23 protein-coding genes and 1 tRNA gene are annotated in these 22,917 nt (G+C 65.6%); 10 read left to right on the forward strand and 14 right to left on the reverse strand.

What is annotated here, in order from left to right; translation table 11 throughout:
- Positions 1-3: 3 nt before the first annotated feature.
- Positions 4-1,647 (reverse strand): trigger factor, encoded by a 1,644-nt coding sequence (gene tig, locus ACP7BY_RS00750; RefSeq protein WP_033964104.1) that lies wholly within the window; start codon positions 1,645-1,647, stop codon positions 4-6.
- Between the two features lie 61 nt (positions 1,648-1,708).
- Positions 1,709-1,793, reverse strand: a tRNA-Leu gene (locus tag ACP7BY_RS00755).
- A gap of 131 nt (positions 1,794-1,924) precedes the next feature.
- Here ACP7BY_RS00755 and ACP7BY_RS00760 point away from each other — a divergent pair.
- Both ACP7BY_RS00760 and ACP7BY_RS00765 read left to right on the forward strand, forming a co-directional pair.
- Positions 1,925-2,104, forward strand: a complete 180-nt coding sequence (locus ACP7BY_RS00760) for a hypothetical protein (RefSeq protein ID WP_081988636.1) — start codon at positions 1,925-1,927, stop codon at positions 2,102-2,104.
- Complete coding sequence (locus ACP7BY_RS00765) at positions 2,101-2,313, forward strand: hypothetical protein (RefSeq protein WP_126845702.1); 213 nt, start codon at positions 2,101-2,103, stop codon at positions 2,311-2,313. Before ACP7BY_RS00760 ends, ACP7BY_RS00765 begins: the two co-directional genes overlap by 4 nt.
- A 12-nt stretch (positions 2,314-2,325) precedes the next feature.
- On the opposite strand, the gene ACP7BY_RS00770 is transcribed toward ACP7BY_RS00765, so the two are convergent.
- From ACP7BY_RS00770 to ACP7BY_RS00800, 7 genes are all read right to left on the reverse strand, one after another.
- Positions 2,326-2,925 (reverse strand): hypothetical protein, encoded by a 600-nt coding sequence (locus tag ACP7BY_RS00770; protein WP_137902587.1) that lies wholly within the window; start codon positions 2,923-2,925, stop codon positions 2,326-2,328.
- A gap of 10 nt (positions 2,926-2,935) precedes the next feature.
- Positions 2,936-4,108 carry a M48 family metallopeptidase gene (locus ACP7BY_RS00775; protein ID WP_310303495.1) on the reverse strand — a complete coding sequence of 391 codons (1,173 nt, stop codon included), beginning with the start codon at positions 4,106-4,108 and terminating at the stop codon, positions 2,936-2,938.
- A gap of 30 nt (positions 4,109-4,138) precedes the next feature.
- On the reverse strand, positions 4,139-4,888 hold the full coding sequence (locus ACP7BY_RS00780) for a hypothetical protein (protein ID WP_033964107.1): 750 nt from the start codon (positions 4,886-4,888) through the stop codon (positions 4,139-4,141).
- A 126-nt stretch (positions 4,889-5,014) separates the two neighbouring features.
- Positions 5,015-6,487 (reverse strand): Asp-tRNA(Asn)/Glu-tRNA(Gln) amidotransferase subunit GatB, encoded by a 1,473-nt coding sequence (gene gatB, locus ACP7BY_RS00785; protein ID WP_033964108.1) that lies wholly within the window; start codon positions 6,485-6,487, stop codon positions 5,015-5,017.
- A gap of 154 nt (positions 6,488-6,641) precedes the next feature.
- Positions 6,642-8,126: an Asp-tRNA(Asn)/Glu-tRNA(Gln) amidotransferase subunit GatA gene (gene gatA / locus ACP7BY_RS00790; RefSeq protein ID WP_137902585.1), complete on the reverse strand. Its 1,485-nt coding sequence runs from the start codon at positions 8,124-8,126 to the stop codon at positions 6,642-6,644.
- Positions 8,126-8,428: an Asp-tRNA(Asn)/Glu-tRNA(Gln) amidotransferase subunit GatC gene (gene gatC, locus ACP7BY_RS00795; protein ID WP_010403225.1), complete on the reverse strand. Its 303-nt coding sequence runs from the start codon at positions 8,426-8,428 to the stop codon at positions 8,126-8,128. Before gatC ends, gatA begins: the two co-directional genes overlap by 1 nt.
- Positions 8,429-8,465: 37 nt before the next feature.
- Complete coding sequence (locus tag ACP7BY_RS00800) at positions 8,466-10,262, reverse strand: DUF4153 domain-containing protein (protein WP_137902584.1); 1,797 nt, start codon at positions 10,260-10,262, stop codon at positions 8,466-8,468.
- 126 nt (positions 10,263-10,388) lie between these two features.
- Between ACP7BY_RS00800 and ACP7BY_RS00805 the strand changes: the two genes are divergently transcribed.
- The gene (locus ACP7BY_RS00805) at positions 10,389-11,492 is read left to right on the forward strand and encodes a DUF3089 domain-containing protein (protein ID WP_033964109.1); all 1,104 of its coding nucleotides are present in this window, start codon (positions 10,389-10,391) and stop codon (positions 11,490-11,492) included.
- Positions 11,493-11,607: 115 nt separating this feature from the next.
- The gene (ruvX, locus tag ACP7BY_RS00810; protein ID WP_033964111.1) at positions 11,608-12,072 is read left to right on the forward strand and encodes a Holliday junction resolvase RuvX; all 465 of its coding nucleotides are present in this window, start codon (positions 11,608-11,610) and stop codon (positions 12,070-12,072) included.
- Here the strand turns inward: ruvX and ACP7BY_RS00815 are convergent.
- Positions 12,069-12,482, reverse strand: coding sequence for a hemerythrin domain-containing protein (locus ACP7BY_RS00815; RefSeq protein ID WP_171010478.1), 414 nt, complete (start codon positions 12,480-12,482; stop codon positions 12,069-12,071). The genes ruvX and ACP7BY_RS00815 overlap by 4 nt on opposite strands.
- 148 nt (positions 12,483-12,630) lie before the next feature.
- Between ACP7BY_RS00815 and ACP7BY_RS00820 the strand changes: the two genes are divergently transcribed.
- Both ACP7BY_RS00820 and ACP7BY_RS00825 read left to right on the forward strand, forming a co-directional pair.
- Positions 12,631-13,617, forward strand: a complete 987-nt coding sequence (locus ACP7BY_RS00820; protein ID WP_033964114.1) for an aspartate carbamoyltransferase catalytic subunit — start codon at positions 12,631-12,633, stop codon at positions 13,615-13,617.
- Positions 13,614-14,849: a dihydroorotase gene (locus ACP7BY_RS00825; RefSeq protein ID WP_137902583.1), complete on the forward strand. Its 1,236-nt coding sequence runs from the start codon at positions 13,614-13,616 to the stop codon at positions 14,847-14,849. The genes ACP7BY_RS00820 and ACP7BY_RS00825 overlap by 4 nt, the downstream gene beginning before the upstream one ends.
- Before the next feature lie 3 nt (positions 14,850-14,852).
- Here ACP7BY_RS00825 and ACP7BY_RS00830 read toward each other — a convergent pair whose 3' ends face one another.
- Genes ACP7BY_RS00830 through ACP7BY_RS00840 form a run of 3 tightly spaced genes read right to left on the reverse strand, consistent with a single transcriptional unit; the run spans position 14,853 to position 17,491 of the window.
- Positions 14,853-16,199 carry an SPOR domain-containing protein gene (locus tag ACP7BY_RS00830; RefSeq protein WP_126845714.1) on the reverse strand — a complete coding sequence of 449 codons (1,347 nt, stop codon included), beginning with the start codon at positions 16,197-16,199 and terminating at the stop codon, positions 14,853-14,855.
- Between the two features lie 22 nt (positions 16,200-16,221).
- Positions 16,222-16,773 (reverse strand): hypothetical protein, encoded by a 552-nt coding sequence (locus ACP7BY_RS00835; protein ID WP_126845715.1) that lies wholly within the window; start codon positions 16,771-16,773, stop codon positions 16,222-16,224.
- Position 16,774: 1 nt separating this feature from the next.
- Positions 16,775-17,491, reverse strand: a complete 717-nt coding sequence (locus ACP7BY_RS00840; protein WP_010403240.1) for a ParA family protein — start codon at positions 17,489-17,491, stop codon at positions 16,775-16,777.
- 172 nt (positions 17,492-17,663) lie between these two features.
- On the opposite strand from ACP7BY_RS00840, the gene ACP7BY_RS00845 reads away from it, so the two are divergent.
- Entirely contained in the window at positions 17,664-18,662 is a 999-nt protein-coding gene (locus ACP7BY_RS00845; RefSeq protein ID WP_137902582.1) for an SPOR domain-containing protein, read from the forward strand.
- A gap of 4 nt (positions 18,663-18,666) precedes the next feature.
- Here the strand turns inward: ACP7BY_RS00845 and serB are convergent, their stop codons facing one another.
- The gene (serB, locus tag ACP7BY_RS00850) at positions 18,667-19,548 is read right to left on the reverse strand and encodes a phosphoserine phosphatase SerB (protein ID WP_033967390.1); all 882 of its coding nucleotides are present in this window, start codon (positions 19,546-19,548) and stop codon (positions 18,667-18,669) included.
- Here serB and miaA point away from each other — a divergent pair.
- The 3 genes from miaA to ilvN all read left to right on the forward strand — a co-directional run bounded on the left by miaA (position 19,541) and on the right by ilvN (position 22,821).
- Positions 19,541-20,470, forward strand: a complete 930-nt coding sequence (gene miaA / locus ACP7BY_RS00855) for a tRNA (adenosine(37)-N6)-dimethylallyltransferase MiaA (RefSeq protein ID WP_137902581.1) — start codon at positions 19,541-19,543, stop codon at positions 20,468-20,470. The two genes, serB and miaA, sit on opposite strands and share 8 nt — an antisense overlap.
- A gap of 78 nt (positions 20,471-20,548) precedes the next feature.
- Positions 20,549-22,306: an acetolactate synthase 3 large subunit gene (locus ACP7BY_RS00860; RefSeq protein WP_137902580.1), complete on the forward strand. Its 1,758-nt coding sequence runs from the start codon at positions 20,549-20,551 to the stop codon at positions 22,304-22,306.
- A complete protein-coding gene (gene ilvN, locus ACP7BY_RS00865) occupies positions 22,306-22,821 on the forward strand; it encodes an acetolactate synthase small subunit (RefSeq protein ID WP_010403246.1) in 516 nt (171 codons plus the stop codon). Before ACP7BY_RS00860 ends, ilvN begins: the two co-directional genes overlap by 1 nt.
- Positions 22,822-22,917 lie beyond the last annotated feature (96 nt).

Consider the following 22,917-nt stretch of genomic DNA (forward strand, 5'->3'; position numbering starts at 1 on the left):
GGCTTATTCCGCTGTGTCGGCAGCAGCAGCCTTCTTCTTCGCCGGAGCCTTCTTGGCAGGGGCCGGTGCCGCTTCGGCTGCTGCGTCAGCGGCTGGCTCGGCCACCGCGGCCTTCTTGACGGGTGCCTTCTTGGTAGCAGCCTTCTTCACCGGCTCAGCTTCGACCAGCTCATCGCCGGGTGCAGCCGGTTCGATATCAGCCGCTTCCATTTCCTTGGCATCGTCTGCCGAAGCCTTGGCCTTCTTGGCCGCCGCCTTCTTGGTTGCCTTGGGCTTGTGGTTTTCGTGATCGTGGCTGTGCGTGCCGGTCGAGAAGCCTTCTTCGCTCTCGATCGCGGCTTCCAGCTCGGCGCGCGTCACTTCGCGATCGCTGACTTCGGCCTTCTCGAACAGGAAGTCGACGACCTTGTCCTCGTACAGCGGGGCGCGGAGCTGGGCTGCGGCCATCGGCTCCTGCTGGATATATTGCAGGAAGCGCTTGCGATCCTCGGGGCCGTATTGCTGTGCAGCCTGTGCGATCAGGCGGTTCATTTCCTGCTGGCTGACTTCGACGCCATTGGCCTGGCCGATTTCGCTCAGCAACAGGCCCAGGCGAACGCGACGCTCGGCGATCTTGCGGTAATCGTCCCGCTCGGATTCCATCTCGGCCAGTGCTGCTGCCGGATCTTCCTCATGCGTCGCTTCGTGCTGGAGCTGCTGCCAGATCTGCTCGAATTCGGCTTCCACCATCGACGGCGGCACTTCGAAATCATGGCCTTCGGCAAGCTGGTCGAGCAGCTTGCGCTTCATGTGGGTGCGCGTCAGGCCGTTCAGTTCCTGCTCGATCTGGCCCTTCAGCAGACCGGTGAGCTGATCGAGGCTCTGCAGGCCAAGCGAGGTGGCGAGCTCGTCGTCGATCTTGGTCTCGCCTGCGGTCTTCACGGTCTTGACCGTCAGATCGAAGGTCGCGGCCTTGCCGGCCAGTTCCTTGGCCTGGTAATCCTCGGGGAACGTCACGTTGATCTGGCGCTCGTCGCCAGCCTTCACGCCGACGACCTGCTCCTCGAAACCGGGGATCAGGCGACCCGAGCCGATTTCGACCGACATGTCCTCGCCAGTGCCACCCTCGAACGCTACGCCGTCGACCTTGCCGACGAAATCGAGCACGACCAGATCGCCGGTCTTGGCTTCATAAGCGGCATCGGCCTCTTCCCAGCGCTTCTGCTGGTCGGCGAACTTCTGCAGTTGCTCCTGCACGACGGCCTCGTCTGCGGGAACGGTCAGGCGCTCGAGCTTCAGATTGTCGATCGCAGGCGTCGGCACGTCGGGGAGCACTTCGAGCTCGACCTTCACATCGGCATCCTTGCCGAGCTCATAGCCGTCATCGAGGCTGACCGAGGGCTGCAGCGCGGGGCGCAGCTTGTGCTCGGCGATCAGTTCCTGAATGCCCTGCTGGATCGAGGTGTTGAGCGCGTCCTGCATCAGCGCCTCGCCGTGCATCTTGCGCACCAGGTTCGCGGGAACCTTGCCGGGGCGGAAGCCGGGCATGCGCACCGTCGGCGCAACGCGCTTCAGTTCGGCGTCCACACGCGAATCGATGTCCTTCGCGGTGATCTTCAGCGTGTAGGCGCGCTTCAGCCCCTCGTTCAACGTCTCGACAGTTTGCATACTCAAGTCGTGCCTTTTACAGGAATTTCTGATGGCTACCGCCCGTTTGCCACGGGCGGCCTGGTGCGGGCGAAGGGACTCGAACCCCCACATCTTGCGATGGCAGGACCTAAACCTGCTGCGTCTACCAGTTCCGCCACGCCCGCATGGGACACCGCCGGTGTGGGGCGCGTCTATACCAGCCCTATGGCCGGGGGCAAGCGCGCAAACAGACTGGCTTTATATTGCGCAACCGCCGACGATGCTCGCGCGTTGTTCAGCATCGAGGAGAATCATCATGGCAACCACGCCCCCGACCGAATTGCCCCCGTTCCCGAGCCAGCCCGGCCAACCCGATCCGGTGCCCACCGAATTGCCGAGCCCGACGCCCGACGTGGACTTCCCCGCTCCCGACGCAACGCCGGGCGACGAGCCGTTCCAGCCGACCGACACCGGCCTGACGGGGGATTTCGCATGAACGACGAGATCAACAAGGGCCCGCTCGACGATCCCCGCGACAACACCGATCCGCGTAGCGACCTCCAGCAGGAAGTCGAAGCCCGCAAGGATGCCGTCGAGCGCGGCGAAGGCGGCAAGGAACCCGATGCGTTCACCTCCGCCGGGATGCCCGATGGCGTTGGCGGCACTGGCGGCGTGGTGAAGAATCAGGGGGATGACGGGCAGTAACGCCCGGTCCAGCTATCGCGCGATCGTCGCCGCGGTGACGATCGCGCGATAGGCCGGTTGGTCACGCTGGAAATAGAACACGTCCGGCGCTTCGAAGGTGATCATGTAGAGCTTGCCATCGACGATCGCTGCCACCGCTTCGCCCTTCCGGCGAACTTCCTCGTTCAAACGACTGAACGTAAAGGCAAAGCGAATCCCTTTCTGGCCCAGAAACGCGGTCGGTTCGACCGAGTCGATCGTCATAAGCTGCGTGTCGAGCGCGATGCTGTAGCTATCGGCAAACAGCGTCGGCAGGTCGGTCAGCAACATCGTCGCGGAGAAATGCGGCAGCGGCTTGGCCTTCTTGCTGACTTCGCGGAACAGCGTGCGGCCGGTTTCGATGCCGCCGTAAAAGGTCACATCGTTCAGTCCGTCCCCGTCAATCGTCCAGGTTTCCGAATTGCGCCCCGGTCGAGCACCCATCTTGTTCCATTCGCGGTCAGGCGTCACCGTCAGCGGTGATTTCGCGACGGCGACTGGGACACCGCTCGGGATCAGCGTGTTGGATGCAAGGCCCGGGGCCGCGTGCAGCAACAGAGCCGCGGCGAAGATGGAAAACGAGGTGCGCTTCATGCTCTTCATCTCACTGAATCAAGGTGGAAATCATGGCGCTGTCGACAGCGTTTGGCTTCATCGCCAGATACCGCCGCAGCGAGTCCGCCGCCGCCGGATCACGGCTGCGCATTTGCGCCAGGCCGAGCCCGCGATACGCGTCGGCATTGCTCGGCTCCTGCTCCAGCGCGGCACGGTAAAAACCGGCAGCGGAGACGAGATCGCGCGGATTTCCGCGCGACCGATAAAGTTCCCCACGCGCGAACAGCAGGTCGGCCGTCCACTGCGCCCCGGCGAGTTCCCCCAACAGATAATCGGTACCCTCAAAATCGTTGAGCTTGATCTGATCCGCCAGCAACTGCGGCCGCCACGCGACCATCGCCGCGTCCAGCCGTGCGCGGCCGTCCTCGCCGGATTTGTCCATGGCGATCGCAAGCTCGCGCAAATAAGTGGCGCGCTCCAAGGTTGCCGGGTGCGTCGCGAAAAAGGCGACGCGGTCGTACCGGGTGCTGCGCTGCCGCCGCCCGCGCGCGGTCGCGTCGGCCTCGTCCATCACGCGGCCCCAGAGATCGGCGAAACAGCGCGGATCGTAGGACGACGCCTTCAAATACGCCATCGAGAGCAAATCCGCCTGGCGCTCCTGCTCGCGGCTGAACGCGAAGATCGATCCGAAAGCCGCGTTTTGTACCGATTGCGCCGTGCGCACGGTATTGTAGGCACCGGTTCCACCGTAGGTATACGCGCCGGCTGCCGCGACCCCGGCCCACGCCATGACATCAGTGGCCGAGCGCTTTTGCTTGAAGCCCACCAGGCTGTGCCGCAACTCGAAATGCGCGAATTCGTGCCCCAGCACAGCTGCCAGTTCGGCCTCGTTGCGGACACGCAGCAACAGGCCGGTTTGCACCACAAGCATGCCATTTGGAGCCATCGACGCGTTGAAGGCCGCGTTGCGCACGACATAGATGCGCACGCTGTCGCAGCGTGGTGCCCCGACCGCGCGACACACCACGTCATGCAGATAGCTTTGCAGCTTGGGATCGGACACGACCGCCTTCGAATCGCGCAGCAGCCGCTCGTCTTCATCAACCATCATCCACAGGCCGCGCTCATCCATGCCCTGCGGCTGATAAGCACCCGCATAGGGCGGAAGCGTCGGCAACGGGTCGCCCTTCGCCGCGAGCGGCGCGGCAACCACGATCGCCATGGCTGCCAACACCTTCCACAAGGCGCGCATTTACTTGGCTGCCGACGCCGGAGCGGCCGACTGTGAACTTCCGGGAAAATTCTTCAACAATTGCGAGACGCGCTTTTGCGCGCCGTCCGGCGTGCGCACGTCGCCGCCCATGGCAAGATCCGCGTTGAGCCAAACCAAATCGCCGGTGTGAAGATCCACCAGCCCGGCAAAACCCTTATGTTCTCCCGACTTGACCGAAACATAGGCCATTGCCGCGAACGCCTGCAAAATCTTGCGGCCGGTCGACCCATATTGATCTTCGTTGAACAGGAACAAAGCATAATCGGCCCCCGTCCCCTTGGCGAGATCAGCGACCCCCGGGCCCATAGTCCATTCGAACGCGTCTTTGCGTTTCTTGGTTGGCAGGCGATTACCAACGAAAAACTGGTAGCGGATCACCGAATCCGCGAGCACCGAGAACAAGGCCCGATAATCGGCCATGGTGGTTGCGGCTGGACCAATGGGTTCGTCCGCGATCAGGATCTCATTGCCCAGCTTGGTCTGCGCGGCCGCGAGCGCCACCGCCAGATTTTCCTTGGCCTGGGCGGTCCAGTCTGCGTTCGGCTCGAACATGCCGCCGGTCGATTGCGCGCCGACCTTGATCGTCGGGCGTATCAGCAGGATTCGCGCCGACCTCTGCGGGAGGACGAAGCCTGGCTTGATCCCCGATTTCTCCTGCGCCGTCGCAGGCGAACCACTCGCGACAAGGCAAACGGACGCCAGAATCGGCACCCACAATCGCAGCAACATGGATTCCCCCCGTCATATCGGACTCGCCCCCGAGTCCGATATGACGAGCTTAAGCGCCGGAAGCGCGCCGGATCAACCCACTATTCGATGCCGCACCGCAACGAAAATGCAATAAACCCTGAGATTCTATCCCAGCATCTTCTTCAGCACTTCATTCACCACGCCCGGATTAGCCTTTCCGCCCATCGCCTTCATCGTCTGGCCGACGAAGAAGCCGAACAATTTGTCCTTGCCGCCGCGATAATCGGCAACCTTGTCTTCGTTAGCCGCCATCACTTCGGCGATGACACGTTCGATTTCGCCGGTGTCGCTGGTCTGCTTGAGTCCATGTTCTTCAACCACCGCCGCCGCGCCCTGCCCGGTTTCGAGCATGATCTCGAACACCTGCTTGGCGAGCGTGCTCGACAGCGTGCCATCGGCGATCAGGCCGAGCAGTTCCGCCGCCTGGGTCGGACTGACCGGCGCGTTTTCAATATCCTTGCCGGTGCGGTTGAGCGCACCGAACAGTTCCGACGTCGTCCAGTTCGCCGCCGCCACCGGTGCCGCACCGCAATCGAGCAGCGCATCGAACCAGCGCGCCGCCTCGACCTCCGCCGTCAGCACTGCGGCTGCATAAGGCGTAATGCCAAGCGCTTCATAGCGCCGCCGCTTGGTGTCGGGCAGTTCGGGCAGCGACGCACGACATTCGGCGAGGAACGCCTCGTCGAGCTCAAGCGGCAACAGATCGGGGTCGGGGAAATAGCGGTAATCGTGCGCATCTTCCTTCGACCGCATCGAGCGCGTCTCGTTGCGATCGGGGTCGTACAGCCGCGTTTCCTGGACGATGCGCCCGCCATCCTCCAGCACCTCGACCTGGCGGCGCGCTTCCTGCTCGACCACCGCCATCACGAAGCGCACCGAATTGACGTTCTTGGTCTCGGTCCGCGTGCCCAGCGGCTCGCCCGGCTTGCGCACGCTGACATTGACGTCGGCGCGCATCGAGCCTTCTTCCATATTGCCGTCGCACGATCCGACATAGCGCAGAATCGATCGCAACTTTCGCAGATAAGCCCCTGCTTCTGCAGGAGACGTCATGTCCGGCTTCGACACGATTTCCATCAGCGCCACGCCCGAGCGGTTGAGATCGACATAGGAGCGGGTCGGATGCTGATCGTGCATCAATTTGCCGGCATCCTGCTCGACATGGATGCGCTCGACGCCGATGCGCTTGCCGTGCGCGTCGGGGTTCTTTTCGTCCAGGCTGATGTCGATCGCGCCCTCGCCCACCAGCGGGTGGTAGAGCTGACTGATCTGATAGCCCTGCGGCAAATCGGCATAGAAATAGTTCTTGCGGTCGAACCGCGACCAGCGGTTGATCTGCGCCTCGATCGCCATGCCGGTGCGCACCGCCTGGCGGATGCATTCGCGGTTGGGCACGGGCAGCATCCCCGGCATCGCCGCATCGACCAGCGACACTTGCGTGTTGGGCTCCGCGCCAAACGCCGTCGCCGCGCCCGAGAAGAGCTTGGCATTGGTGGTGATCTGCGCATGGACTTCGAGGCCGACCACGACCTCCCAGTCGCCGGTTTCGCCGCGGATGGTGTATTTAGTATCGGTCATTATTTTAGCCCTTCGGCTTCGCGACGGAGTGCGTCGCGCTGGCGCTGGCGGTCTCGAGGTGATTGGCGGATGCTTTTCGAACGCGAACTTTGTCGCACAGGCGCGGCAAACTCGATCAGCCGCCCGACAAACTCTGCGACGACATCCGAGACGCTCACCACCAACGCTCCGCCCGCGCGGTGAAGCCCGCGCGTTGCTCGATCGCGAGGCCGGCGTTGAGCACGCTCTGCTCATCCAGCGCCTTGCCGATGATCTGAAGCCCGAGCGGCAGCCCCTGCCCGTCCAGCCCGCCGGGCACGCTCATCGCCGGCAAACCGGCGAGCGACGACGGCACGGTGAACACGTCGTTCAAATACATCGCGATCGGATCGGCCGACTTTTCGCCCAGCGCGAATGCCGCCGAGGGCGCAGTCGGGGTCAGCAGCACGTCACACGTGGCCCAGGCCTGCTCGAAATCGCGCGCGATCAGCGTGCGGACCTTCGAAGCCTGTGTGAAGTACGCATCGTAAAACCCTGCCGACAATACATAGGTGCCGATCATGATCCGACGTTTCACTTCGTCACCGAAGCCCGCGGCGCGGGTCGCGGCATACATGTCCTGCAAGCCTGCCCCCTCGGGCAGATCGCGCAGGCCGTAGCGCACGCCGTCATAGCGCGCGAGGTTGGACGAGGCTTCGGCCGGCGCGATGATGTAATAAGCCGGCAGCGCATATTTGGTGTGCGGCAGCGAGACTTCGACGATCTCCGCGCCCGCATCCTTCAGCCACTCAATGCCCTGCTGCCACAGCGCCTCGATCTCGGGCGGCATGGTATCGACGCGATATTCCTTGGGAATACCGACGCGCTTGCCCTTGAGATCGCCCGACAATCCGGCTTCCCAGTTGGGCACCGGCAAATCGAGCGAAGTCGCGTCCTTGGCATCGAATCCGGCCATCGCCTCGAGCATGATCGCGCAGTCGCGCACATCGCGCGCCATTGGTCCGGCCTGATCGAGCGAGGAGGCGAAAGCGATCGTCCCCCAGCGCGAGCAGCGGCCATAGGTCGGCTTGATGCCCGAAATGCCGGTAAAGGCGGCGGGCTGGCGGATCGATCCGCCGGTATCGGTGCCGGTCGCCGCCGGGCAAAGCCGCGCCGCGATCGCCGAGGAAGACCCGCCCGAAGACCCACCGGGTGCGAGCGGCGCGGTATCGCCATTGTTGCGCCGCCACGGCGAGATCACGTTGCCGAACGCGCTGGTCTCGTTCGACGATCCCATTGCGAACTGGTCGAGGTTGAGCTTGCCCAACATCCCGGCGCCTGCCTTCCACAAATTGGCCGAGACCGTCGATTCATAAGGCGGGGTGAACCCCTCCAGAATGCGGCTGGCGGCGGTGGTCGGCACGCCGTTGGTGCAGAACAGATCCTTCATGCCGATCGGCACGCCCGCCAGCGGCTTCAGCGTTTCGCCAGCGGCACGTGCGGCATCGGCGGCGTCGGCAGCGGCGAGCGCATGATCGGGGGTTTCGACGAGGAAGGCGTTGAGCGCCGTGGCGGCAGAGACGTTGGCGATGAAGCCCTCGGCCACTTCGCGTGCCGAAAAGCTGCCGTCGCGCACGCCGTCACGAATGGCGGCAACGCCGAGATCGGTAAGGTCGGTCATTATTCGATCACCTTGGGCACGGTGAAGAAACCGTGTTCGGCCTGGGGCGCATTGGCGAGCACGGCGTCACGAATACCGCCGCCGGTCAGCGGATCGGCATTCACGACATCGTCGCGCAGGCGCAGATGGTTGGGGATGACCGCAGTCATCGGTTGAACACCGGTGCAATCCACCTCGCCCAATTGCTCGATCCATCCCATGATGTTGTCGAGCTCGGGCGCGATGCGCGCGGCGTCTTCCTCGGTAATGGCGATACGGGCAAGACTCGCGATCTTGCGGACGGTGGCGATGTCGACTGGCATGGATCGCGGCTAGCAGAGCGCCCAAGCCTTACGCAACCTATTCGAACGGATCGCCGACCGGAACGCCCCCGACAAAGACGCGACGCGCGGGCACCGAACGAATCTCGACCTTGCCCGCCGCGTCCCCCGCTTTCAGCGCGGCGCGCTCGACGGGCGTGAGAGGGCGCTGGGTGTTTTCATCGATGCGCTGCCATGTATCGCCGGTCAGCCGATAGCGCGATACCCCACAGCCTGATGGAACCGTCGCCATGAACATCGCGCCGTTCTCTTCCTTTACCTTCGGCTCCCGTGCCAGATCGTCGATGCAGCTTTGCTTTATCGACACCGCCTCGGTGGCAGCGGGACGATAAAGCAAGGTGCAGCGATCCTCGCGACCCGCACCGCACCCCTGCCAATCGGTGAGCTTGGTCCGCAAGGCCAGCGGCACCGGCACCGGCACCGGCAGCACGCGCAACCGCTTCACCAGCAGATCCGCCTCGGTTTGCGTGCGGTCGATCGCCGCGACGTCCCAGCGATTGGCTTTGCCCGAAACCCCCTTGGCGCGCGCCGCGATCACCGCATTCTTCGATCCCGCCAGCCGCTTCAGCGCCGCTTTGCCGGGATCACCGAAATCGAACGCCAGCGCCGCCCAGTCGAACTTTTCAGGCGCGGTCTTGCCGGATTCGAGCCGCGCAACCTGATCGGCGGTCGACAGCGCATTGAAGCTCAGCAGCGGCGTCGCCAGCACCAGCCCGACACCCGCGACGACGAACGCCAGCCGCAAGTTGCTCGGCCGTACCCACGCACCCCAGCGCATCCGCCCGCGCGCCAGTGCAACGATATAGGCAACACCATAAGCCGTCGCCAAGGCGACGAACACCACCGCCCACAACCGATCGGGCGTCAGGCCATATTGGTCGATCCGCAGCCCCGTCGCGATCGCCGCTATCACCGCCAGCGGCAGCACCGCGAGCGCCAGCACCATCGCGCCCGGGCGCAGCACCGGATTGCGCAATTCCTCCTGCTCGCCATTGCCGATCACCGCATTGGCGAGGATCAGCGCGCCGATGACGCAACTCAGCAGGATCGGCGTGGTTGATTTGGTCGCCTCCCACAGCGCATTCAGCCCGGTGAACGGCAAGGCGAGGAGAAACACCAGCAACCCCAGCCCCAGCACGGGCGCCAGCACCGCCAGCACCGAGGTCACCACGCGCTGCAACAGCCGCAGCACCCCGTCGCGCTCGCGCAGCAGCCCCAGCGACGCCCCGAAACTCGCGCCGAACAGCAGCGCATTGAACCAACTATGCTGCAACAGATCGCGCAGGAAATGCAGTCCGATCAGATCGAACAGCGATGACAATAGCCACGCGAGCCCGAACACGACGCCGGTGAACAGCCAGCACGCGCACCACAAGACGACATTGGTCCAGGCATTGCCGTGGACATCGGCATAGGGAAATCGCCACGCCGCCTCGTTCCGCGCGGTCTGGAACAAGGGCACCGCGATCGCGATCGACAGGAACAGGCTGGCGCTATGCCAGTCCCGCCACATCCCCCAGCCGCCGCCATTCCAGTAGAACACCAGCCCGGCAACAGCACCGACCACCAGCCCGAACAGCACCGCCCAAGGCGCGCGTTGCCGCTCCAGCGCGAAGCCGAAGCTCGCAGCGCCCGTGCCAACCGCCGTCGCCAGCGCGATTCGCCAGTTTTCGGGATCGATCGCGGGATAGCGAACCGGCTCGCCGCGATCGAGCAATTGCTGCACCACCAGCGCGGCCAGCGCGCCGACGATGGCCAAGATCAGCGGCCGCAACCGCCATCCCGCATCCGCTTCGAAATCGCCCGATCGGTCCATCGCCATGCTCCCCAACAGTCAGGTGGGACCGAACGCCAGCGCCAAGGCGATTGCAAGCGCCGTCGTCCTGCTGCACGGAAATCGCATGACCAGTGCATCGCTCCTCCAGAAAGGCTGACCCCGCGCGTGGCACGCAAATTCCTTTATGCCTTTGCGGTCCTGATCGTGCTCGTGATCGCGGCCGGCTTTGCCTATGCGCTCTGGGGCATCGATCTCATAAAATTGGCGATGGTGCCGCGCGCCGCCTTCGTCGCGCTGCCGCCAGAGCCCGCCGCTGCCTATGGCCGCGCCGACATGTGGCTCGCGCGACCCGACAAGCCCGGCAATCCCGCTTTGTGGACCCCCGCAGGCTACACCCCAGGCAAGGACCAAAAGGCGGCGGTGTTCTTCATCCACCCGACTTCCTACCTCAACCGTGCGCAGTGGAATGCGCCGCTGGACGATGCCGAGGCCAATGCCCGCGCCGAACTGTTCCTGCGCGCGCAGGCCAGCGCGTTCAACGCCAGCGGCCAGATCTGGGCACCGCGCTATCGCCAGGCGACATTCGGCGCATTCCTGACGACCCAAGCCGCCGCCAACCAGGCGCTGAACCTCGCTTATGGCGATCTTGCCACCGCCTTCGACGCCTTCCTCGCGCAGGCGGGGACGCGCCCGATCATCCTCGCCGGGCACAGTCAGGGCGCACTCCACCTGCTGCGGCTGCTGCGCGAGAAGGTCGCGGGCAAGCCGCTCGCCCGGCGCATTGTCGCCGCCTATCTCATCGGCTGGCCGGTCTCGCGCACGATCGACGTGCCAGCGCTCGGCCTGCCTGAATGCCGTACCGCCGATCAGGCCGGATGCCTGCTATCGTGGCAAAGCTTCGCCGAACCCGCCGATCCCGCGCTGATCCTCGATGCCTATGCCGCCAGCACCGGCACCGACGGCAAACCGCGCCGTGGCACGCCGATGATCTGCACCAACCCGTTGACCGGCACGCCCGATGCCGCCGCGCCTGCCGACGCCAATCTCGGCACGCTGTTCCCCGCCCCCGATCTCGCCAGCGCGACGATCGAGCCCAAACGCGTCCCCGCGCGCTGCGATGCGCGCGGCCTGTTGCTGATCGGCACCCCGCCCGCGCTTGGCGGCTATGTCCTGCCCGGCAACAATTACCACGTTTATGACTACAGCCTGTTCTGGGCGAACGTGCGCGCCGATGCGGCACGGCGGCTGGCGGCGTTCGAAAAGAAATGATGCCGTCCCCCCACCCCGCTCGCCCTGAGCCTGTCGAAGGGCCCGTCTCCGCAAGCGGACCGGTCGCGTGCGGAGAGCTGTGCTTCGACGCGCTCAGCACGAACGGAACCTGCGCATGATCACCACCGACCGCACCGAATTCCGCGCAGCCCTCCCCACCGGTGGCCGCCTGATCGGCCTCGATGTCGGCACCAAGACGATCGGCACCGCTTTGTGCGACGCCGGCTGGAGCTTCGCATCGCCCGCTTTGCTCATCCGCCGCACCAAATTCCAGAAGGACAAAATCGCGCTCGCCGAGCTGATCGCGGCGCAGCAAGTGAAGGGCATCGTCATCGGCCTGCCGCTCAACCTCTCCGACGGCAGCGAAAGCCCGCGCAGCCAATCGAGCCGCGCGTTTGCCCGCAACATGGCGGACCTGGGGCTGCCGATCTTCCTGCAGGACGAACGCTGGTCGACCGTCGCGGTAACGCGCACGCTGATCGAACAGGACGCCAGCCGCGCCAAGCGCGCCGAACTGGTCGACAAGATGGCAGCCGCCTATATTTTGCAAGGCGCGATTGACGCGCTGGTGGCGGTTTAGCGGCTATCCGCCCCGGGCCAGGAGGCTCGTGGAAAGAGGTCGCGCTCTTCGCGCAGGATGCGCCGCCGCAGCAATGTCATGACATCGCGAGTCGCGGCGCGAAACGCCTCCCAATCCTGCTGGATGCGCTCGATCGGCCAAGCTGCATGATAGGCCGCATAGGTGCTTGCGGTGCCGCCAACCTCGGCCAGCACTTGCTCGGCCAGCGAAGCCGTCGCCGGGTTCGCGCGCAAAATCGGATACAGGAGTTGGTCCTCCATCGCGAGGTGCTTGGTCAGCACGCGATTGAGCCGCCAGCGCAGCGACGACAACTCCACGCTCGGGCCATCGCCCCCGACCTCGGCCAGGATACGCTTTGCCAACGCGTCGAGTTCGCGATGCTCGTCGGTCAGAACCGCACGCTTAATCAATACGATCCCCCGCCACAGCATCCAAACCGACGTTACGTCTGCGTATCGTTCCTATCCTAATGAAATATTATCAAACATTATCATTTGCGCGACGGATTGAAAGGCCCACCTTGCCACCGCACGCATGCCCGGCTACCCGGCACTCTCGATGCAGCCCTCCGATCACCGCCCCGCCTCGCTCATCCCCGGGCGTGCCGTGTTCCCGCACCGGCACTTGACCGGAATCGAGGGCTTGCAACCCCATGAGATCGTGTTTTTGCTCGACGAAGCCAATGGCTGGGTCGCCGCGAACCGTACGCGCGCGATCAGCGACAAACGACTCGGCGGGCTGACCCAGATCAACGCCTTTTTCGAGAATTCGACCCGCACGCTGCTGTCGTTCGAAATCGCCGGCAAGCGCCTAGGGGCCGATGTTGTCAACATGCACGCGGCGCAAAGTTCGGTAAAAAAGGGCGAGACGCTGATCGACACCGCGATGACGCTCAACGCGATGCGCGCCGACGTCATCGTCATCCGCCACATGTCCTCGGGCGCGGTGCGGCTGATCGCGGGCAAGGTCGATTGCCCGGTGCTCAATGCCGGCGACGGGCAGCACGAACATCCGACGCAAGCATTGCTCGATGCGCTGACGATCCGGCGGCGGCGCGGATCGATCGCGGGGCAGCGCGTGGTGATTTGCGGCGACGTGCTGCACAGCCGCGTCGCGCGCTCGAATATCCTCGCACTCACTGCGCTGGCCGCCGAAGTGCGCGTGTGTGCGCCGACCACGCTGATGCCCGCCGCGATCGAGCGGATGGGTGTCACGCCCTTTACCGATTTCGACGAAGCGCTGGAGGGTGCCGATGTCGTGATGATGCTGCGCTTGCAGAATGAGCGGATGAATGGCGGCTTCGTCCCTTCCAACCGCGAATATCATTTGCGCTATGGCCTCACCGAAAAGCGGCTCGCACGCGCCAAGCCGGACGCGCTGGTGATGCATCCCGGCCCGATGAACCGCGGCGTCGAAATCGACTCGGTCGTGGCCGACCACGCGCGTTCGGCGATCACCGAACAGGTCGAAATGGGGGTCGCGGTGCGCATGGCCTGTCTGGACGTATTGACGCGGCGGTCGCGCGACGTGGCGGGTTGGGCATGAGCCGGACGCTGGCCCTGCTCAACGCGACGCTCGTCTGCCCGGTGGCGGGCGTGTCTGCGGGTGGCGTGCTGATCGACGGCGATACGATCGTCGCCACCGGCCTGATCGAAGTGCCCGATGGAACAGAGACGATCGACTGTGGTGGCCAGATGCTGGCCCCCGCGATCGTCGATCTTGGCGTGTTCGCAATCGACCTGCCCGCCTTTCACGCCGGTGGGATCGTGCGGGTCGGGTTGATGCCCGATCAGTCGCCCGTGCTCGACGACCCCGGCATCGTGCAGCGCGCCGCGCTGATTGGGCGGCCTGGGCTGTGGATTCACCCGATCGCCGCGGCAACGCGCGGGCTCGCGGGCACCGACCTCGCCGAAATGGCAATCAACCGCGACGCGGGTGCGCGCGCAGTCGGCACCGGTGCAGGCTGGATCGCCGATTCGGGCGTGATGCGCAAAGTGCTGGCTTATGCTGGCGATCTCGGGCTGACCGTCATCACCCATGCCGAAGATGGCGGCGTGACGGCGGGCACGGTGGCGACCGCAGGCGAAACCGCGACGCGCATGGGCCTGCCCGCCGCCCCGGCCATTGCCGAGCCGCTGGCCATCGCCCGCGACGTGATGCTGGCCGAGGAAACCGGCGCTGCGCTGCACATCCGCCAAGTCACGACCGCCGCCGGGTTCGATCTGGTCCGCGCGGCCAAGCGCCGCGGCGTGCGCGTCACCTGCGGCATTACGCCTGCCCATTTCATGCTGTCCGACATCGCGATGACCGATTTCCGTACCTTCGCGCATCTGTCGCCGCCCTTGCGGTCGGAAAGCGACCGGCAAGCGGCGCTGACGGCGCTGGCCGATGGCACGATCGATGTGCTGTGTTCCGGCCACGATCCGCATGGCCCCGAGGAAAAACGCCTGCCCTTCGCGGATTCCGCATCGGGAATGGCGGGTGCCGAGACCCTGCTCGCCTTGGGATTGGGGCTGGTGCGCGACGGGACCATTACGATGGAGCGGCTGTTCGCCTTGCTCGCCGCCAATCCCGCGCGCGTCCTGGGCGTGGCCACCGGCACGCTCGCCATCGGGGCACCCGCCGACCTGCTCGTGCTCGATCCGCATGCCCCGTGGCAAATCGATGGCAATCGCCTGCATGCCAAGGCCGGGAACACGCCGTTCGACGGGTTGCCGGTTCAGGGCAAGGTGGTGCGGGTGTTCAAGGGCGGCACCGCGCTCCCCCTGCCCGCATAAGGCTTAGCGCGACGCCAGTTCGCGACCCTTGGCCCACATCGCAACTTGGTCGCCAGCGCCTGCGCGCACGAAGCAGCTTCCGCCCGTCGCGCGATAGCCCAGGCACAGCGCCACCGCATCGCCGCGCGCGAAGCCGCCGACCGACAGACGATAGAAGCTCTTGCCCTTGGTCGTGACGCTCATGCCCTGCGGCGTGCGCCCGGCGAAACCGGCAAAGCGGCGCGAGACGCGGCCCCAGGCATCATGCGCCACGCCTGCGGTCTCATAGGCACCAAGCTGGACATAGAAGCTGCCCTTGGCGACGGCGCGCGGTGCCGAAGCGACGGCAACCGCCGCGCGCGGTGCAATCGCGCCACGCTTTGCGCGGGCCTCGGCGACCGACACGGGCAGCGCCTGCACGACTTCCTTGCGTTCGGCGAACACCACACCGGCGATGCTCGGCCCAATGACGGGCTTCGCGTCCGGCTCGGCTGCGGCGACGGCGACCGGTGCGGGCGTGGGTGCTGGCGCGGACGCGGCCTCAACCTTGCCGGGCATGAAGGCATCGACCGGTGCCTCGGCTGCGGCCATTGCGGTCGCTGCGGGACGACCGCCGTTCAAAGCGAGCGCGACCGGCAGGCCGGGATCGACCGCGGGCCGCACCCCAAGCAAGGTCGCGACCTGATCCGACGCCGAAGTCGGGCGCGAGAAGCTCGACCAATCGAGGATGCGTCTGGCGACATCGGCGGGGGCGACGTCCATCGCCACCACCGTCTGCGCCTCGCGCCAGCGCCCGGCAAGGGCCAGGCTCAGCGCGAAGTTCTGGCGGATCTTGGCATCGGCCTCGGGCGCGCGGGCGGCGGGCTCCAGCACTTCGACCGCCGTCGCCGGATCGCCTGCCAGCGCGATTGCGAGGCCGCGATCGGCAACCGGGATCGTCGCTGCATGGGTGTCGAGCGTCTTGCGCGCGCCAGCCCAATCGCCCGTCGCGATCTGTGCGAGCGCCAGGTTCAGCGCGACCTTGCCGTTGCTATCGTCGAGCGACAGCACATCGGCGAAGACATCGCGCGCCGAGGCAAAGCGGCCGCCCTTCAGGTAGCTTTGGCCAAGCAACAGGCGATAGGCCGCGACCTGCGGCTGATCGCCAACCGCCGCCTCGGCGTGCCGAATCGCAACGTCGAATTTACCATGTGAGAGCGCGGCTTGCGCAGCCGCAAATTCCACACGCCCTTGCTTTTCCGCACGCGATTGCTCGCGCGCGCTGGCTGCGGCGATCGTCGCGGTGGTGACGGCGGCAAGCGTGCCGCCAGCGAGACAGAGCGCGACCCCCAATGTCAGGGGACCGAAAGTGATGGCGGACCGAGTCTTCATCGTATCTCCCCCTTCAGGGTTGTCAGCGCTTTGCCCGGGTCGGGAGCTGGCGCACCAGATCCTCGACTTCGGGCAGGGATTGCAGGAAGTGGTCGAGCGCTTCGGTCACCAGCGTTTGCGCCGACGCATTATGCAGCGCGCTGGCCAGCCGCAGCCGCAGGTGGCGATCCTGGTCGAGCCGCAGCGTGAAGGCCGATTTCGGGCGGCTCTTGCCGTGCTTCTTCTTGGTTTCGCGTTCGATCCGGCTGGCGGTGGCGACCGATACCGGCTTCATCGCGATCGGGCGTGCGGGTTCGACCGGCTCGGGCGCGGCAAATTCTTCGCGCAGCACCTCGCGCTGGATCAAAACCGAAGGGACCGGGGCCGGCGGGACCGCCGCCACGACCGGCGCGGGCTCCACCACCGGCGGATGATCGCCGCCCATGTCGTTCCAGCCGAGATCATCCTGCGCGCCCGGCATCGTGCCGAACCCGCCAAAGCCCTGCGGGCGCATCGCGGGCTTGGCCTGGCCCTTGCGCGCGAGCAGCGTCGAGGACAGCGAAGCGAGCGGTTTTTGTTGGCCGAACATGTTCATGTCAGCTCACCACCCGGCGGCCGAAACCACCCGCTGCAGGGCGCTGCGCCCCGAAACCATTGGCGACATTGGGGGCGGCGAACACGGTGCGCCGGAAATTCTTTTCGAGGCGGTCGGAAATATAGGTCCACAGATCGCGGATTTCCTGCGCCGATTTGCCGTTGCCATCGACCTCCATGACCGTGCGCCCGTCGATCATCGACGCCGCGAAATCGGTGCGGTGGTGGACCGTGATCGGCGCGACGGTGCCGTGCTGCGACAAGGCGACCGCCGCTTCGGAGGTGATCCGCGCCTTGGGTGTCGCGCCATTGACGACGAACAGCAGCGGCTTGCCCGCGCGTTCGCACAGATCGACCGTGGCCCCGACCGCGCGCAGATCGTGCGGGCTCGGGCGTGTGGGGATGACGATCAGCTCGGCCACCGCGATCACGCTCTGGATCGCCATAGTGATGGCGGGTGGCGTGTCGATCATCGCCAGGCGGAAACCCTGCTGGCGCAGCACCTCCAGATCGGCGGCGAGCCGCGCGACCGTGGTCTGCGCAAAGGCCGGAAATTCGCTTTGCCGCTCGTTCCACCAGTCCGACAGCGACCCTTGCGGATCGATATCGATCAGGACGACCGGGCCAGCCCCGGAGAGCTGCGCCTGAACGGCCAGATGCCCGGACAAGGTCGTCTTGCCCGATCCGCCTTTTTGAGATGCCATCGCGAGGACGCGCATGAGCCCCTTTCACTCCCGCTATTCGAGAGCCATGCCTGCCACGCCATCCCTCAAGGAACGGTTAACGGTGGGGGGCCTGCTCCCCCTTTAGGATGAGCGTGGGTAACAAAATCTTTGCCATGATGCGGCTACAGGGCATGATCGGTTGAAGAAACGGGACGGGACCATTGTTATGCGCAACGCGCTAATCCTCGGCATGGCCGGGCTCTTGCTCGCAGGCGGTGCTGTGGCGGCACCCGCCGTTGCGGATGTGCGCGAGGGCGTCGATGCCTGGAGCCGCGGCGAGTATAAGAAAGCCGTCGACCAATGGCGTCCCGCGGCCATTGCGGGCGATGCCGATGCGCAATTCAACCTGGGCCAAGCCTATTCGCTCGGGCGCGGGGTTCCGGTCGACATTCCGATGGCCGAAAGCTGGTTCCGCAAGGCCGCGTTGCAGGGTCATGCCGAGGCGGAAGCGAAATATGGCCTGGTGCTGTTCGACCAGAAAAAGCGCGCCGAAGCGCTGCCGTGGCTCGAAAAGGCGGCGAAGCGCGGCGAGCCGCGTGCACAGCTGGTTTTGGGGACGATGCTGTTCAACGGCGACAGCGTCGCGAAGGACTGGCCGCGTGCCTATGCGCTATTGGTGCGCTCCGCCGCCGCCAGCACGCCGGGCGCTTCCGAAGTGCAGGCGCAAATGGATACGCTGATCCCGACCGAGCAGCGCCAGCAGGGGCTGATGCTGGCCCGCCAATATGAAGCCGAGGCGCAACGCCCGCAGCTTCCACCCGAAATTTCCGGGCGGGGCACCAGCACCGCGATGCGCGCCACCGACTTGCCGCCGTCGCAATATGATCCCAGCGTCGGCAACCGGCCCCAGATCGTCGCGCTCGCCCCGCCGCCCGCCGCCAAGCCGACAAAGCCGCGCGTACCGCCCCGTGCCGCCGCAGTGGCTGAAGCGGCTCCCGCCCCGGCGGTCGGGCGTGGCGGCTGGCACGTTCAGCTTGGCGCATTCGGCGATCCCGGCAATGCCCGCAAATTGTGGGGTCAAGTCAGCGGGCGGTTTGCCGGGGCGAGCGTCAGCTACGTCAAGAGCGGCGCGCTGACGCGCGTGCTGGTCGGGCCCTACCCTTCGCGCGCGGCGGCGGCGGCGGCTTGCGGCGCAGTGCGTCCGTGCGTGCCGGTCAACCCATAGCGCGTTACGCGCCGACCCATTCCGCGCGGGGAATGCCCTGCGCATAGAGCAAGGCGGACAGATCACCCTGGTCGATTCGCGCATCCGTCGCTGCAGCGACGACCGGCTTGGCGTAATAGGCCACGCCCAAGCCAGCGGCGCGGATCATCGCCAAATCATTGGCACCATCCCCCACCGCCAGCGTAGCCTCGGGCGGCAAGTTTAGCTCGGCCATCGCCGCCAACAGCGTCTGCAATTTGGTGTCGGAGCCGACGATCGGTTTGGTCACCGTGCCCGACAGCACCCCGCCCGCAATCTCCAGCCGATTGGCAATCGCGCGGTGAAACCCGATCTGCGCCGCCACCGGCTCGGCAAAGCGGGTGAAACCGCCTGAAACGAGAATGGCGGTCGCCCCGCGCGCACGCATCGTGCCGATCAACGCAACGGCACCGGGCATGATCGTCACGCGTTCGGCCAGGCAACGCTCGATCACCGCCTCGTTAAGCCCCGCCAGCAATGCGACGCGCGCATCGAGGGCACCTTCGAAATCGAGTTCGCCGCGCATCGCCGCTTCGGTAATCGCCGCGATCTGTGGCTTGATCCCGGCAAAATCGGCGAGTTCGTCGATGCACTCGACGGTAATCATGGTCGAATCCATATCGGCGACGAGCAGCTTCTTCTCACGGCCCTCAGCCTGCTGCACGACCACGTCGATGCCGGGAAACGCGCCCTCCAGCGCCGTGCGCGCGGCATCCGAGGCCAGGCCGAACGCAATGTCGGCCGCCTTGCCCGGCTCGATCCAGCCCTGCGCGACCGGCGCACAGCCAGCCGCTTCGAGCCGGTCCATCGCCGTCGAAATTTCCCCTGCAGCCAGATGATCCGATGCTATCAGCGTCGCAATGAACACACGTCACCTCCCAAGGCTCGCGCTCATCGCAGGGCCGACCGCCAGCGGCAAGTCCGCTCTCGCGATTGCCGTCGCGGAGCGACACGACGGCGTGGTCATCAATGCCGATTCGGCGCAGGTCTATCGGGATTTGCGCGTGTTGACCGCGCGCCCGTCCACTGAGGACGAAGCGCGCGTGCCGCATCGTCTGTTCGGCCATGTCGATGGCGCGGACAGCTATTCTGCCGCCCGCTGGGCAAACGCGGCCGCGCGCGAAATCGACGCGGCGCACGCTGCGGGCAAGCTGCCGGTGCTGGTGGGCGGCACCGGGCTCTACCTGCGCACCCTGCTCGACGGCATCGCGCCGGTGCCCGAGATCGATCCGCAAATCCGCGAGGCGGTTCGCGCGCTGCCGGTGGCGGAGGCCCATGCTGCACTTGCCGTGCTGGATCCGCCCGCCGCCGCGCGGCTTGCGCCTGCCGACACCACGCGGGTGGCGCGCGCGTTGGAGGTGGTCCGCTCGACCGGCAAGCCCCTCGCCGACTGGCAAGCGGCGCGCAGCGGCGGAATCGGCGACCGCGTCGCACTCGCCGCGCTGGTCCTGCTGCCCGATCGCGACTGGCTGATGGCGCGTTGCGATGCCCGCGCGGCGGCGATGTTTGCCGACGGTGCCCGCGCGGAAGTCGCGGCGTTGCGCGATCGCCCCGACATTGCCCCCGCCGCACCGATCCGCCGTGCCATCGGCGTACCGGAACTGACGGCGGTGCTGGCCGGAGAAATGACCGAAGATCAAGCGCTTGATCTAACGTGCGTCGCTACCCGGCAATATGCCAAACGGCAATATACCTGGTTCCGCAACCAGCCTCCGGCGTGCTGGCGGCGCAGTCATGCGTTAGAAACAATCGATCTAATGCATGAAATGGATATTTTATTACGCAGTTAGCGATTGACACGTACATTTCGTGCAACTAGCAGCGCCGCTCCAACGCTGCTAAGGCCGCAGCGCGAAAGGAGACGAAACGTGACCGAGAAAAGCGGAGCAGACATCCTGATCGAGGCGCTGGGCGATCTCGGCGTGGAGGTCATCTTCGGCTATCCCGGTGGTGCGGTCCTGCCGATTTACGACGCGCTGTTCCGGCACAATGCTGCGGGCGGTCGGATCAAGCATATTCTGGTGCGCCACGAACAAGCCGCCACGCATGCCGCCGAGGGCTATGCCCGTTCAACCGGCAAGCCCGGTGTCGTTCTCGTTACCTCGGGCCCCGGCGCGACCAATGCCGTCACCGGCATCACCGATGCGCTGATGGATTCGATCCCGATGGTGGTCATCACCGGCCAGGTGCCGACAGCACTGATCGGCACCGATGCCTTTCAGGAGGCCGATACCGTCGGCATCACGCGCCACTGCACCAAGCACAATTATCTGGTGAAGGACCCGGCCACGCTGGGCGCGACGATCCACGAGGCGTTTTACATCGCCACCTCGGGTCGCCCCGGCCCGGTCGTGATCGATATCCCCAAGGATGTGCAGGTCGCCACCGCGCGTTACACCAAGCCCGGCCCGATCCGCCACAAGACCTATCGCCCGCAGGTAAAGGCCGACCAGGGCGCGATCGAGCAAGCGATGGATATGCTCGCCGCGGCCGAGCGCCCGATCCTCTACACCGGCGGCGGCATCATCAACGCCGGGCCCGCGGCCAGCCAATTGCTGTGCGAACTGGCGCGGATCACGGGTGCACCCGTCACCTCGACGCTGATGGGCCTGGGTGCTTATCCGGCAAGCGGGCCGCAATGGCTCGGGATGCTCGGGATGCACGGCACGTACGAAGCCAATCTGGCGATGAACAAGGCCGACTTGATCCTGTGTCTCGGCGCGCGTTTCGACGATCGCGTGACTGGGCGGCTCGACGCGTTCAGCCCCTATTCGCGGAAGATCCACGTCGATATCGACCGCTCGTCGATCAACAAGAACGTCCGCGTCGATTTGCCGATCGTGGCGGATGTCGGCCATGCACTGGAAGACATGGTGCGCGTGTTCAAGGCACGCCGCCATCCCAAGCCCGATCTCGCCGAATGGTGGCGGATGATCGCAGGCTGGCGCGCGGTGAAGAGCCTCGATTTCGCCGAGACCGGCCCCGAAATCATGCCGCAACGCGCGATCCGCGCGTTGTGGGAGGCGACGCACAAGCGCAGCCCGATCATCACCACCGAAGTCGGCCAGCATCAGATGTGGGCCGCGCAGCATTTCGGCTTCGAGGGCCCCAACAAGTGGCTGACCTCCGGCGGGCTCGGCACGATGGGCTATGGCCTGCCCGCCGCGATCGGCGCGCAGCTCGGCAACCCCAAGGCGCTGGTCATCGACATTGCCGGCGAAGCCTCGATCCAGATGAACATTCAGGAGCTGGCGACCGCGGTGCAGTATCGCCTTCCGGTCAAGATCTTCATCCTCAACAATGAATATATGGGCATGGTCCGCCAGTGGCAGGAACTGACCTATTCGAGCCGCTATGCGGAAAGCTATTCGGACACGCTGCCCGATTTCGTGAAGCTGGCCGAAGCCTATGGCTGGAAGGGCATCCGCATCGAAGGCATCGGTCAGCTCGACGACGGCATCGCCGCGATGCTCGATCATGATGGGCCGGTGCTGGTCGATTGCCGCGTGGCCAAGCTCACCAACTGCTTCCCGATGATCCCGAGCGGAGCAGCCCACACCGACATGCTGCTCGCATCGAGCGAAGTGTCGGGCGAAATGGACGACGAAGCGAAGGCGCTGGTCTAATGCACATCACCGAAGAAAAAACGCAGCGGCACACGCTGGCCGTGATGGTCGATAACGAGCCGGGCATTCTCGCCCGGATCGCCGGCCTGTTCACCGCGCGCGGTTACAATATCGAGAGCCTGACCGTGTCGGACGTCACCGCCGACCAGGCCGTCAGCCGCATCACCATCGTCACCTCGGCCAGCGCGCATGTGATGGAACAGATCATGGCGCAGCTCGACCGGCTGGTGCCGGTGCATTCGGTGACCGATCTCACCGCACTCGGGCCGCATGTCGAGCGCGAACTCGCGCTGCTCAAGGTCTCCGGACACGGCGAACACCGGATCGAGGCGTTGCGCCTCGCCGATGTGTTCCGCGCGCGCGTGGTCGACACCACGATCAACAGCTTCGTGTTCGAACTCACCGGCGGGCGCGAGAAGATCGATGGCTTCATCGCGCTGATGCGGCAAGTCGGCCTGTGCGAAGTCGCGCGCACCGGCATCGTCGCCATCGCCCGCGGGGACAAGGCGATTTGAAGAAAATACCCCTCTCCCACCGGGAGAGGGAGGGGCCCGCCGCGAAGCGGTGGGAGGGTGAGGGCGATGATGCTCAAGCCCATCACCCGCACCACC

It is taken from the genome of Sphingomonas sp. PSPC2-2 (assembly GCF_049897725.1).
GTDB lineage: Bacteria > Pseudomonadota > Alphaproteobacteria > Sphingomonadales > Sphingomonadaceae > Sphingomonas.